12 protein-coding genes are annotated in these 12,013 nt (G+C 67.0%); 9 read left to right on the forward strand and 3 right to left on the reverse strand.

The window, feature by feature from the left end; all coding sequences use genetic code 11:
* The first annotated feature begins 54 nt into the window (after positions 1-54).
* The 3 genes from ACIBCN_RS06995 to ACIBCN_RS07005 all read left to right on the forward strand — a co-directional run bounded on the left by ACIBCN_RS06995 (position 55) and on the right by ACIBCN_RS07005 (position 2,298).
* Entirely contained in the window at positions 55-342 is a 288-nt protein-coding gene (locus tag ACIBCN_RS06995; RefSeq protein ID WP_396990571.1) for a hypothetical protein, read from the forward strand.
* Positions 342-674, forward strand: coding sequence for a hypothetical protein (locus ACIBCN_RS07000; protein ID WP_396990572.1), 333 nt, complete (start codon positions 342-344; stop codon positions 672-674). The genes ACIBCN_RS06995 and ACIBCN_RS07000 overlap by 1 nt, the downstream gene beginning before the upstream one ends.
* A gap of 592 nt (positions 675-1,266) precedes the next feature.
* The gene (locus tag ACIBCN_RS07005; protein WP_396990573.1) at positions 1,267-2,298 is read left to right on the forward strand and encodes an esterase/lipase family protein; all 1,032 of its coding nucleotides are present in this window, start codon (positions 1,267-1,269) and stop codon (positions 2,296-2,298) included.
* Here ACIBCN_RS07005 and ACIBCN_RS07010 read toward each other — a convergent pair whose 3' ends face one another.
* Positions 2,299-3,114 (reverse strand): alpha/beta fold hydrolase, encoded by an 816-nt coding sequence (locus ACIBCN_RS07010; RefSeq protein ID WP_396990575.1) that lies wholly within the window; start codon positions 3,112-3,114, stop codon positions 2,299-2,301. It abuts the gene before it with no gap.
* A gap of 136 nt (positions 3,115-3,250) precedes the next feature.
* Between ACIBCN_RS07010 and ACIBCN_RS07015 the strand changes: the two genes are divergently transcribed.
* The gene (locus ACIBCN_RS07015) at positions 3,251-4,180 is read left to right on the forward strand and encodes a hypothetical protein (protein ID WP_396990577.1); all 930 of its coding nucleotides are present in this window, start codon (positions 3,251-3,253) and stop codon (positions 4,178-4,180) included.
* Positions 4,181-4,183: 3 nt separating this feature from the next.
* On the opposite strand, the gene ACIBCN_RS07020 is transcribed toward ACIBCN_RS07015, so the two are convergent.
* Positions 4,184-5,032 carry an EamA family transporter gene (locus tag ACIBCN_RS07020; RefSeq protein ID WP_396990578.1) on the reverse strand — a complete coding sequence of 283 codons (849 nt, stop codon included), beginning with the start codon at positions 5,030-5,032 and terminating at the stop codon, positions 4,184-4,186.
* Between the two features lie 241 nt (positions 5,033-5,273).
* Here ACIBCN_RS07020 and ACIBCN_RS07025 point away from each other — a divergent pair, with 241 nt between their 5' ends.
* Positions 5,274-7,592 (forward strand): GH92 family glycosyl hydrolase, encoded by a 2,319-nt coding sequence (locus tag ACIBCN_RS07025; protein WP_396990579.1) that lies wholly within the window; start codon positions 5,274-5,276, stop codon positions 7,590-7,592.
* A gap of 28 nt (positions 7,593-7,620) precedes the next feature.
* On the opposite strand, the gene ACIBCN_RS07030 is transcribed toward ACIBCN_RS07025, so the two are convergent.
* Entirely contained in the window at positions 7,621-8,190 is a 570-nt protein-coding gene (locus ACIBCN_RS07030) for a TetR/AcrR family transcriptional regulator (RefSeq protein ID WP_396990580.1), read from the reverse strand.
* A gap of 79 nt (positions 8,191-8,269) precedes the next feature.
* On the opposite strand from ACIBCN_RS07030, the gene ACIBCN_RS07035 reads away from it, so the two are divergent.
* The 4 genes from ACIBCN_RS07035 to ACIBCN_RS07050 all read left to right on the forward strand — a co-directional run bounded on the left by ACIBCN_RS07035 (position 8,270) and on the right by ACIBCN_RS07050 (position 11,770).
* On the forward strand, positions 8,270-9,196 hold the full coding sequence (locus ACIBCN_RS07035; protein WP_396990581.1) for an NADP-dependent oxidoreductase: 927 nt from the start codon (positions 8,270-8,272) through the stop codon (positions 9,194-9,196).
* A gap of 143 nt (positions 9,197-9,339) precedes the next feature.
* The gene (locus tag ACIBCN_RS07040) at positions 9,340-10,698 is read left to right on the forward strand and encodes a M14 family zinc carboxypeptidase (protein WP_396990582.1); all 1,359 of its coding nucleotides are present in this window, start codon (positions 9,340-9,342) and stop codon (positions 10,696-10,698) included.
* Positions 10,699-10,797: 99 nt separating this feature from the next.
* Entirely contained in the window at positions 10,798-11,442 is a 645-nt protein-coding gene (locus ACIBCN_RS07045; RefSeq protein ID WP_396990583.1) for a class I SAM-dependent methyltransferase, read from the forward strand.
* A gap of 121 nt (positions 11,443-11,563) precedes the next feature.
* Positions 11,564-11,770 carry an HAD family acid phosphatase gene (locus ACIBCN_RS07050; protein ID WP_396990585.1) on the forward strand — a complete coding sequence of 69 codons (207 nt, stop codon included), beginning with the start codon at positions 11,564-11,566 and terminating at the stop codon, positions 11,768-11,770.
* Positions 11,771-12,013: the final 243 nt, after the last annotated feature.

Below are 12,013 nucleotides of genomic sequence, written 5' to 3' on the forward strand. Positions count from 1 at the left end.
CAGCAGGGTTTTCCGGCGGCCACCTATAGCCACCAGGCGTAATACGCGCGTATTATGGCCGGTGTGGGTTTCGAGTGGCCTGATTGGGCGTTGGACATGCTCATCGGGATCTCTCCGAACGAGGTGATGCAGGTGCTGACCAAGCAGCGACGATGGCCACGGCGTGGACGCGGCACTGCGGGCATGGAGCTGCTGACGATCTGGGGTCGCACGGCCGCGGGTCGCCCGCTGATCGTCGGCCTGCGCCAGGCTGAGCCCTGGCAATGGCAGATCGTCGCCGCCCGAACGATGAGCCCGGAGCAGGTAACCGAGTTCGAAAAGTGGGAACAGGAGAACCAGTGATGGGCGACAACGACTTCCCCGCCACCCCTCGAGGTGTGGACGAGTTGATGAACAGCCTCGTCTTCGACGACGCACCGGTGCGCGAGGCCGACGTACCGCCCCCGCTGGCGCCCGGCGAGGACATCATGGTGGTGCGATCCCTGCGCATCCCCCTCGACATGGACCAATCCATCAAAGCCGAAGCCCAGTCTCGCGGCATCACCATGAGCGAACTCATCCGCGACTGGCTCGCCGTCGAACTCGCCGCCCTGGCCGACGACCAACCCATCTCCCGCGCCGACGCCTTACGCGCCCTCGCCGGCGTCCGCCCAATCCACCACCGCGCCAGCTGACCCCTACGCCCCGCGGCACCCCTTTGCCCGCTCGGGACAGAATCCACACTGTTTCTCGGGACCCACACTCGCTGTAGGGCACTATTCCGAGTGCAGGTCCCGAGAGACAGTGCGGATCCCCGGCAACAGCCGCGAGGGCGGCGCGACCACCGACACCGCCATCACCGCGACCGGCGGGCGTCGCTGAGCAGCCCGCAATCCTGCAACCGCGTGGCTAGCGGCAGGATCCGCCCCCTGACTCGGGGCGCACTGGCTTTAGGGCCCTATTTCGAGTGCGGATCCCGAGTTGGGGTGCAGACCTTTGGGGGTGGCGTCGGGGGCGGAGGGGTGCGCAACGAGGTGCGTTCGACAGTGCTGAACTGGTGGAACGTTGGGTGAACTGTTGGTTAGGTGCGGGTTGGTGGGGCGTGGGGATTTGCATGTCGACCGGCTGTGGGGTGCCGGGGGCGCGGGGCGGGCGGAGCGGCGTGAAAGTGGTCACGGCTAATTTCTAGCGAATTGGACCTAGTCTTCGTTCAACTGGTCGTACGACCAGTTTCTATTCACCTCCACACGCCTGTGCCCAAAGCACCATCTTCCTAGGAATCAGCAAATGAGAAGCATCCTCCGTTCGTCGCGCTCGGTCGCGGCGATCATGGCAGCCGCGATTGTCGGATTAGGGCTCAATGCCGCGGTGGCCGTTGGGGATCCAGGTCCGGTTTCGGAAACGCATTCGGCCGACACCGTCGGATACGGTCCGGTGCTGACGGACGAGGCCGCGGCCTTCGCCTATGGACTCGTCAATCCGGACGTCGCACCGCAGGGGTCCAACGACTGGGCGTGCAAGCCCGATGACGCGCACCCGCGCCCGGTCGTACTGGTGCACGGGACCTGGGCCAGCGCCTTCGGCGCCTACTCGTACATGTCCCCGCAACTCGCCAAGGCGGGCTACTGCGTCTTTACCTTCAATTACGGCCGCGCCAACGTCGCGGGCGCCGGACTCAACCTGCCGACCATCGGCGCCACCGGCTACATCGAGGACTCCGCGAAACAGCTCGCCGCCTTCGTCGATCGGGTCCTCGCGGTCACCGGCACCGGACAGGTCGACATGATCGGCCACTCCCAGGGCGGCGTAGTGGCACGTCAGTACCTGAAATTCGAGGGCGGCGCGAACGCCGGCGACCCCACCGCGAACAAGGTGAAGAAGCTCATCACCTTCGGCGCCACCAACCACGGCACCACGCTCAGCGGCCTCGGCAGTCTCCTCGATGTGTTCAAAAATACGATGGGACTTGACCTTTCGACCCCGACCGAAGCGCTCATCGGTCACGCGGGCATCCAGCAGCTCATCGGATCGCCGGTGCTCACCAGGCTCAACGAGGGCGGCGACACGATGTCCGGCGTCGAGTACACCATCGTCGCCGACCGCTACGACGAGGTGTCCAGCCCGTTCACCCGCACCTACCTCGCGGCGGGCCCCGGCGCGATAGTCGACGATGTCCTGCTGCAGGACGGGTGCGTGCAGGACATCTCCGACCACAACTCGATGCTCTACTCCCCTCGCGCGGTCTCCCTGGCACTGCGCGCGCTCAATCCGGCCACCCATCCCGCGCCGGTCTGCTCGATGAATCCGTGGCTGCTCTGATCAGTCGCGGCTGAGCCAGTTCCTGATCTCATCGGTCAGCGGAATCGGGGCGTCGTAGTGCATCAGATGCCCCGAATCCCCGATCAACCGGAGCGTCGCGCCGGGAATGAGATCGGTCAGTCTGCGGGCTTGGGCAGCGGGGATCCAGGTGTCCTCGCTGCCCCACAGCACCCGGACCGGGATGTCTATCCGGCCGAGTCGCTGCTCGTTCTCCCGCAGGAAACGTTCGTCGTAGTCGGCAATCTGGTGATAGAAGGCGGGCTGCCCGTCCTCTCCTGTCCACGGCGCGACCAGTGTGTCGAGATCGTCCGAGCGCAGACCGCGATGACTCGCTCCCTGGATATAGGCCCGCACGATCGCGGTGTGAATGTAAGCGGGGAGCTGCCCGAGCAGATCGGGATGTTCCTGCACGAACCGGAAGAACGGTGATCCACTCGGCGGGATGGCGACGACGTCGATGAGCATCAGCGATCGATACGGCACGCCCTCGACCAGATGCGTCCGCAACGACACCGCCCCACCGAAGTCGTGCGCGATGACGTGCGGACGGTCGAGTCGCCAGTGCTCGAGTAACGCGGCGAACGCCGCCGCCTGGCTACCGAAGTCGACGGCATCCTCGGGCCGCTTGGACGATCGGCCGTATCCAGGCATGTCCCACACATAAACAGTAAAATCGCCGCTCAAAGCCTCCGCGAACGGATGCCACAGCACCGACGAGAACGGCGTCCCGTGGCAGAGCACGACCGCCGGTCCTTTCCCGACGCTCCCCCACGCGATCCGCCGACCCTGCCATTCGAAACATTCCGAAAGGTCCATACAACAGCGCTACCCTCGATCGCACCCACGAAAACCAGCAGACAGGGCCCCATTTCCGCCGGGGCTTCAGTAGGGTGGCAGTGCGCACCCAGGACGCGGATGTCCTTGCGGTGCAGCTATATCCGGAGGGGTCCCGATGAATGTGCTGGTGTTGGGAGGATATGGAGCGGTCGGCGGGCACGCCGTGCGATTGCTCCGGGCGGACGGACTGCCGGTACTGGCCGCTGGGCGGGACCGGGCGCGTGCGGACCTGCTGCTCGACCTGTCCGAGGTGGGCAGTTTCGAGTCCGCGTTGGACGGCGTCGCCGCGGTGCTCAATTGCTCGGGCGCCGAAGACATTCGGTTGGCCGAGGCATGCGCCGGGCGCGGGATCCCGTTCCTCGACATCTCCGCCACCAGCGAATACGTACGAAGTTTGGAAAACGTCGCGGGGCCGGTTGTGCTCGGCGTCGGGCTGGCACCTGGCCTGACCACACTGCTCGCCGTCGACGCCTGGTCCAGTCACCGCAGCCCGATCGACATCATGATCGGCTTGGGATCCGGCGAACGCCACGGCGCCGCCGCGGCCGCGTGGACCTACGGCCTACTCGGAAAACACTTTTCCGATCCCGACGGCACCGCCGTCCGAAACTTCACCAGCCCAAGGCGTTTCGAGGTGCCGAAGGAGTCCGGCTATCAATCGGCCTCGGCCGTGCGCGCCGATTTCGCCGACCAGCACCGACTCACCCGCGAATTCGGTGTCCCGGTCCGTACGTATCTCCGCATGGACACACGCCTCGCCACGCTCGGACTCAGCATGCTCACCAGAGCACCCGCGCTGCGGGCACTGGCACCGAAACGGATGCCGGGCAGCGATAAATGGGTCGTGCTCGCACGCGCGACGAACGGCTCGGCACGCTGGGCCGCCGGGCGCGGCCAGTCCAAAGCAACCGCCGTAGTTGCCGCGGCAGCCGTGCGCGCGGCGATACTGCGCCAACCCACCGGACCGACGTGGATCCACCAAATCCTCAGGATCGACGACCTGCGAGATACTTTGCGCGACAACGAGATCAGTCTCGGCCAGTGATCCTCAAGCGAGCGCGATACCCGCGATGGAACCCGCCGCGAGAACGAGCCCGAATACCTGAGCGCGCGAAACACGTTCGCGTAACACGGTGAGCCCGAGCACAACTGGAATCACAGGGTAGAGCGCGGCCAGCACCACGGCGATCGCGAGCAACTGTTGCCAGGTTGCCAAGGTGTAGAGCGCGATGGCCACCGTACCGAGCGCACCGGTGCCGAACGCACCGAGCAATAGTCGGGGACGCAGCCGCAGTGACGCGTGCGCACCCAACGCGAGCGGCAGGATCGCGACCACCGAGGCGAACCGGCTGGCGACCAGCGGCCAGAGCCCCGCCGCCGAATCCACCCTGGCCAGCGCGATGAACTGCAAAGCGAATCCGACCCCCGCGATCAGCCCGTCGACGCTGCCGTTGCCGAAACGCCCCTCGCCGTCCGCGTCACCGGGCGACCGGGAGACCGGCCAGAGCGCGGGTATGGCGACGGCGATGCCGGCCCAGCTCAGCAGCGCCGGCCGTTCGCCGAGCAGCGCGACGCCGACCAGCACCGGCAGCATCAGCGCGCCGACGTCGCTCAGCGGAACCACCACGCTCAGCCGGCCACCACTGACCCCGCGATACAAAAAGGTGACGCCGAGCCCGGTCCCGATGCCGGACAACACACCCCAGGCCAACGCGGAGGCGGTGACGGCGTGCGCCGGCACCAGCGGCGCGGCCGCCAGAATCAGCACACACCCGCCGACCTGCGCGTACAACGCCACGGCGGTGGCGTCGGCGCGGCGGGCGAGCAGTGCGCTGAGAAAGTGCGTCGTACCGAAGAACACCGCCGAGGCCAACGCCAGTAACTCTCCCGCACCCATGATCGATACCTCCCGCCGTCGCCCGGCGGGATCCAGTCCCCGGGCCCGATCGTGTACTGCTGCTGCATAACCGGCCGCACGCCCGCGAAACCAGGCAGGACCGGGAGGCGCGGCCCGCTTGTCCGTGGATAACCACAAACGTGCTGATCAGCGGCGTGTCGGAGGGTCGAGGCACGCCGCGGGCTGCCAGGATGGGCAGGCACAGAGGCAACGTTGTCGCCATCGCTCGTCGAGGAGAGGTATGTCGCGTCGCCGGCTTGTCGGCATCGTTGTGCCATTGTTGCTTCCCTTGATTCCCGTTGTGGCGCACGCTGAGACGGTGGGCGATTCCAGTAGGTATGTGAACCCGTTCGTCGGAACGCAGGACGGTGGGCCCGATTTCGGGCACGGCGGCGGGGCGGGGATGACGTTTCCCGGCGCGGTCGCGCCATTCGGGATGCTGCAGTGGAGCCCGGATACGGTGCGCACCGCGGGCGGCGGTTACAAGTACGAGGACAACCGGCTCTACGGGTTCTCGATGACGCACATCTCCGGCCCCGGTTGCACTGGCGCACAGGACTTTCCGGTGCTCCCGATCTCCGGGATCATCGGCCGGTCACCGGCCGTCGACGGCGCGGGCTACCTGCAGACCTTCGATCACGCGAACGAGCAGGCCAACCCGGGCTACTACCGCGTCACCACCGACTCCGGCGTGCAGACCGAACTGACCACGTCGACCAGGGCAGGCGTCGCCCGCTTCACCTTCCCGCAGAGCAAGCCGGGCACGCTGCTGCTCGATGTCACCGGCTCGGTGAACGGGGTCGACGACGCCGAGATCACCATCGACGGCAACACCGTGTCCGGCTGGGCGCTCACCGGCGGATTCTGTGGCGCACGCACCCGATACCGCGTCTACTTCCACGCCGCGTTCGACCGCCCGATCACGGCGTCGGGCATCTGGAAGGACGACGTCATCAAGCCGGGCACGACCACCACCCGCGGCGCGGCACCGACGCGACGCACGAACTCCGGCGATATCGCGAGCAACGGCCTCGGCACCGGCGCGTTCCTGCAATTCGACTCGGCGCAGCCGGTACAGATGCGCACCGGCCTGTCCTATGTCAGCATCGACGGCGCCCGCCGCAATCTCGCCGCCGAGATCGGCGCGAAGGATTTCGACACTGTCCGGGTGGACGCGCGCGACGCGTGGCGGCGCAGGCTCGATCAGGTCCAGGTGACCGGCGGCGATCAGGATCGGTTGCGCACCTTCTATTCCGCGCTCTACCACGTCTTCCTACAGCCGTACATCTTCGACGACGTCGACGGCAGCTACACCGGATTCGACGGCCAGACCCACCAGGTGCGTCCCGCAACCCCCGGGCAACCCGCACACCACTACTACGCCACCTTCTCCGGCTGGGACATCTACCGCAGCGAGGCCCAGCTGCTCGCCTGGCTGGCACCCGACGTGGCCTCCGACATCGCCCAGTCGATGTACGACAACGCGCACGTCCTCGGCGACGTGTGGGACCGCTGGTCGCATCAGAACACCATCACCGGAGTGATGAACGGCGACCCGTACCACTCGGTCGTGGCCACCGCGTACGCGTTCGGGGCCGACGACTTCGACGCCGGGGGCGCGCTCGATTCGATGGTCGCGGGCGCCGAACGCGTCGGCGAGAAGGCCGGTTATACCGAACGGCCGGCAAACGACGAATATCAGCGGCTCGGCTGGGTTCCCGGCCAGGTGTCCGACACGCTCGAGTACAACATCGCCGACTTCGGCATCTCCCAGTTGGCGCAGCGGCTCGGTAACCGCGCGGTCAGCGACAAGTTCCTGCGCAGCGCACACGGCTGGCAACATCTGTACAACCCGCTCACCGGCTGGCTGCAACCGCGCTCCGCCGAGGGCTTCTTCGCCCTGCTGTACGACCCGGCGGGCACCGACGGATACGTGGAAGGCAATGGCGCGCAATACCATTGGATGACCTTCCAGGACGTCCGCGGCCTCTTCGACCTGATGGGTGGCCGGGCCAAGGCGGCCGGGCGGCTGGACACCTTCTTCACCCAGTTGAACGCCGGCCCGCATGCGCCCTTCGCCTACCTCGGCAACGAACCGTCGCTGCAAACGCCGTGGCTCTACGCCTGGGCGGGACTGCCCTCCCGCACCCAGGACGTGGTCCGCCGCGCCCGCACCGAACTGTTTGGCCCGACGCCGAACGGTCTGGTCGGCAACGACGATCTCGGCACCATGTCGGCCTGGTATGTCTGGGCTTCACTCGGCATCTATCCTGTAATCCCCGGCCGCGCTGAGCTTTTCGTGCATAGCCCGGCATTCACCAAGGCGGAGATCCGGCGTTCGTCCGGCGAGCAGTTCACCATCAGCGCCCCCGAGCTCTGCGATGCCGCCCCGTACATTCAGTCGTTGCAGGTGAACGGCGAGAACACCACCAAGGCGTGGCTGCCCGAATCCTTCGCGCTGTCCGGCGGCCGCCTCGACTTCACCATGGGCGCCCAGCCCGGCCTGGAGTTCGGCACCGCCGAAGCGGACGCGCCACCCTCGTTCGGCGTCCCCCGCTAGTACTCCGGGCGTCAGGGCTTGATTACCGTCAGCACAAGGCACTGGCCGCTTGCACTTCGCTGAGTGCTCGCCGGGTGAGTTCGCCGAACTCGTCATCGTTGGCCGGGTCGCGCCAGCGCTCGAAGGCGATCTGCCAGGCGAGCGCGCCGAGTTCCGCGGCCACGCGGGAGGTCAAGGCGGGTACACCGCGGCGTTCGAGCGCGTCGATGATCAACGCGGTGAGCCGAATCCCCTTCAGCGCCTCGCGTTCCCGCAGTTCCGGGCTGGCGGCGATCACCGCCGACCGCCGCGCGCTGAACTCGCGACGATCGAGGGGAAAGGCCTCCCGCCCGATGAAGTCCAAAGCATGCGCCACCGCTTCGAGCGGGCCCGCCTCGGCCGGCGCCGCAGCGATCCCGTCGACGACCAGTCCGTCCATCGTGCCCCCGCCGAAGAGCACCTCTCGCTTGTCCGGGAAATGCCGGAAGAAGGTGCTCTTGGTGAGCCCGGCCCGCTCGGCGATCTCGATCACCGTCGTGTCCTCATAGCCGCGCTCCTCGAACAGATCGAGGGCGGCGACAACAAGTCGCTCCGATGCGTTGGGCTGCCAGCGGGCCATGCGAACAGCCTACGGCACTTAGTGCCGTCACTGCGTGTATGGTGACAGGACCAAGTCCCATCACTTATCGGAGGCCACCATGAGAGCTGTTATCTACGAGACGTTCGGCGGTCCCGAAGTACTGGAGGTGCGTGACGTACCGGAACCGCACGCGGGCCCCGGTGAGGTCCGCGTCCGCGTGACGGTCGCCGGGCTGAATCCCATGGACTGGGGTATTGCCGCGCGACCCGAGTTGGCGGCGCAGTTCGGCATTGCCGTGCCCGCCGGCTTCGGTTACGACTTCGCCGGCGTGGTGGACGAGGTCGACGGCGGCGTCACGGGTTTCGCGGTGGGCGACCGCGTATACGGCGGAGCGCTCGGCAGAGCCGCCGCGGATTTCGTGGTGCTCGAGACGCCCGGCGGGGCGACCGAGGCGCTCTGGCATACGCCGGAGGGCATCAGTGACCAGCTGGCGGCCACCCTTCCGGTGGCCGGCATGACCGCCGCCGCCGCGGTGGCCGCGATCGACCTGCGACCCGGCGACACCGTCCTGGTCGGCGGTGCCGCGGGCGGCGTGGGGGTGCTCGTCGTACAGCTCGCGAAGCTCGCGGGCGCCAGGGTGATCGGGACCGCAGGGGCGAGCACGTTCGAGTTCCTGCGGCAGTTCGGTGCCGAGCCCGTGGCATACGGCCCGGGGCTGGCGGACCGCGTGCGGACCCTGGCGCCCGGCGGCGTGACCGCGGCAACCGACCTGTTCGGCACCGAGACGGCGGAGACCGCGCTCGCGCTCGGCGTACCTCCCGAGCGGATCTGCACGATCGCCGCGGGCCCCAACCCGCCCGGTGGAGTGCGCGCGACCGGCGGCTTCGACGCGAGCCCTGATGCGCAGCAAGGGATCACCGCCGCGATCCTGGCCGGCGGGATCACCGTGCCGATCGCCGCGACCTTTCCGATCGAGCAGATCCGCGATGCCGTGACACTGCAGGCCGGGCGCCATGTGCACGGCAAAGTCGTGGTCACGCTGTAACCCACCAGCCCGTCACCGGCCCTGCCGATAATTGGTTCGGTCATCGGATGTTAGGAGGTGTGCCAATCTTGCGGGATCCCTTCTGCCGGGCCCAAACTGGCCCGTAGGCCACGCGCCGCGCCCACTATTGATGAGGGCGGAGGATGAAGGTTGCGGTGGCGGATCAGGTGAACAAGATCGTCGGTGTTGTCGAGCGGATCGACTCGTTTCCCACGGTGGACGAATTGAGTGAGTTCGTCGACAAGTTGGCCGAGGCGGTGCCGGATCGGGTGACGGTCGCCGAGATCGGCAGGTCACGCGGGGGTGATCCGATTCGCGAGGTGCGGGTCGGTTCGGGGGCACGGCAGGTGGTCGTCATCGGAAATCCGCATCCGAACGAACCGATCGGGATGGCGACGATCCGCCACCTGCTCGGCAGGCTGACCGCGGACGACGCGCAAACCTTGGGCGCCACCTGGCATTTCGTGCTCTGCATCGATCCCGACGGAACGCGCCTCAACGAGGGATGGTTCGCCGAGGCGCGGACCAGGACCGGCGTCGCGCGCAATTTCTATCGCCCGCCCGCGGCCGAGCAGCCGGAGTGGTGCTTCCCGACCCGTTGGCGAGGCAACGATGTCGGCACGCCCCTGCCGGAAACTCGGGCACTGATGGGCTTGATCGATCGCACCCGTCCGGCGCTGATCGTGTCGCTGCACAACGCCGATTTCGGCGGCGGTTTCTTCTACACCACCGGCGGCGATCGCGACTACTGGACCGGACTCACCGACCAGCTGACCGCCGCGGGCGTGCCGATCTACGAAGGGGAACCCGACGTGCCCGGCGCCAGAACTTGGGCGCCAGGGGTTTTCGAACTTCCGACGTTCCAGCGGATAGCCGAAACCCTGACCGCCGACGGTGTCGAACCACTGGCGATGATGTACGGCGCAGGCATCCGCGACTACGCGGCCGCCCACGAAACCGCCCTGCTGGTCTGCGAATTGCCGATGTGGGTCGACGCACGGGTTACCGACGACACCCCTAGCGGACACTCCCTGGCGAGTGTCTTATGTTCCACCGCAACCGCTTACGAGGAAATCGCCGACATCGTGCACGGCGTCCTCGACCGACTGGCCGATCGCCTGACCGGCCGCAGTCCCTTCGAACGTGCACTCATCGACACGGTCCGGGCCCTACGCGGAAACGCCACCGCCAAACGCGCCGCCACCGACTCGCGCACCGCGACACTCGGCGAAATCTTCATCGAAAACTACGTCTGGGTCGGCGTCGCCCGGCTCCGGGCAGGCGGCATGCTCCTACGCCTCTTGGACGAGGCGGCCCGCCACCACCCCACCACCCAAATAGCCACCGAGCGCACCCAATTCGCCGCCATCTTCGAAAAATGGTGCACCGACATCGAAACCAACGCCCCTGGCCACCCCATTCCCATCCACCGCCTGGTCACCATCCAATCCGCGGCGATCCTCACCGCCGTCACCCGCCTGACAACCAACCTCCCGCTCTGAGGACACCGAATTCCGTCATCTGGCTGCCATTGGTGACGGAATCGGCCGAACATAGTCAGCTAGCTGGTGACCGACTGGCCGGTCGGGTGAGCTGAGGTCATGATTCTCGACTTCGATGACCTGTATACGACCTCTACCGTGCCGTGGGATCTCGGCGAGCCGCAACCGGCTGTTGTCGCATTGGAGCGGGCGGGACGACTGTCCGGTTCGGTGCTCGATGTCGGCTGTGGTCTTGGGGACAACGCGATCTATCTGGCTCGACTGGGTTATCGGGTAACCGCGATCGACGCCGCCGCGCGAGCTGTCGAGCTGGCTCGTAGACGGGCTGCGGCGGGTGGGGTGGACGTCGAGTTCGCGGTGGCCGATGCCACTCGACTCGACGGGTTCGACGGCCGGTTCGACACGGTGCTGGACAGCGCGCTCTATCACTGTCTGACCGATGGGCAGCGCGTGCGTTTCGTCGCGGCCTTGCATCGCGCCACGAAACCCGGCGCGTTGTTGAGCATGTTGTGCTTCTCGGACGGGACGGTCGGTGGCGTACCCGCGCCGCTTCCGGTGCCGGAGCGGAATATTCGCGACACGCTGGCCGCTGGCGGCTGGGACGTCACCGACCTGACGTCCGGTGAGCTGCTTGCGCTGACCGGGTCCTCACACGAGTTCTTGACGCAGTACCCGGACGCGGTGGCGGATGCTCAGGGGCGGATTCCGATGCCGATCTGGATCGTGCGGGCGCTTCGCGGGTAGGTGGTGAAATCACCTGGCACGGCGGGGTGGTTGGTGATGTGGCTCCCCACCATACGGTGGCTTCGGGATGTCGACACCGCGCTGTCCACCGCCTCCGCCGATCTGACCAGCCGGGTCGCCCGTGGCGGCAAGCTGGCCATCGTCTTCGACATCGACAACACCACCGGCGTACCGCGCCCAGATCGAGGACGACGGCTACACGATCATCCAGAACGTCGGCAACAACTGGACCGACCTCAACGGTGGCCACGCCGAACGCACCTACAAACTCCCGACTACGACGGCGCCCTCTCGTAGGTGCGTGATCGGTGCACGGACGAGCCGCTGACGTTGCGATTCAACAGTCACGGTTTCGTAACGGCGCCGAGTGGGTACTGAGAGAAGTATGACATCGACGGATCACCGACCAGCCCGGATCGCCGGCGTGGAGCCGGGGACCGCGGTTCTGGCATTTGCTACGTGCCTTGCCTTTTCGATCGGCATCGCCGCTATTACGCAGTCTGCTACCACCACGGTCCTCGCGTTCGCCAGCATCGCGGCCGGACTCGCTCTCGTACTGACCATCTTGCCG

Origin of the sequence: Nocardia sp. NPDC051052 (genome assembly GCF_044456045.1) — a bacterium.
GTDB lineage: Bacteria > Actinomycetota > Actinomycetes > Mycobacteriales > Mycobacteriaceae > Nocardia.

Bases quoted from the DNA above. Each gene is read 5' to 3' on its own strand.
- ACIBCN_RS07010 (WP_396990575.1), bottom strand. From the start codon at position 3,114: ATGGACCTTTCGGAATGTTTCGAATGGCAGGGTCGGCGGATCGCGTGG.
- ACIBCN_RS07025 (WP_396990579.1), top strand. From the start codon at position 5,274: ATGTCGCGTCGCCGGCTTGTCGGCATCGTTGTGCCATTGTTGCTTCCC.
- ACIBCN_RS06995 (WP_396990571.1), top strand. From the start codon at position 55: ATGGCCGGTGTGGGTTTCGAGTGGCCTGATTGGGCGTTGGACATGCTC.
- ACIBCN_RS07015 (WP_396990577.1), top strand. From the start codon at position 3,251: ATGAATGTGCTGGTGTTGGGAGGATATGGAGCGGTCGGCGGGCACGCC.
- ACIBCN_RS07020 (WP_396990578.1), bottom strand. From the start codon at position 5,032: ATGGGTGCGGGAGAGTTACTGGCGTTGGCCTCGGCGGTGTTCTTCGGT.
- ACIBCN_RS07045 (WP_396990583.1), top strand. From the start codon at position 10,798: ATGATTCTCGACTTCGATGACCTGTATACGACCTCTACCGTGCCGTGG.
- ACIBCN_RS07035 (WP_396990581.1), top strand. From the start codon at position 8,270: ATGAGAGCTGTTATCTACGAGACGTTCGGCGGTCCCGAAGTACTGGAG.
- ACIBCN_RS07030 (WP_396990580.1), bottom strand. From the start codon at position 8,190: ATGGCCCGCTGGCAGCCCAACGCATCGGAGCGACTTGTTGTCGCCGCC.
- ACIBCN_RS07000 (WP_396990572.1), top strand. From the start codon at position 342: ATGGGCGACAACGACTTCCCCGCCACCCCTCGAGGTGTGGACGAGTTG.
- ACIBCN_RS07005 (WP_396990573.1), top strand. From the start codon at position 1,267: ATGAGAAGCATCCTCCGTTCGTCGCGCTCGGTCGCGGCGATCATGGCA.
- ACIBCN_RS07040 (WP_396990582.1), top strand. From the start codon at position 9,340: ATGAAGGTTGCGGTGGCGGATCAGGTGAACAAGATCGTCGGTGTTGTC.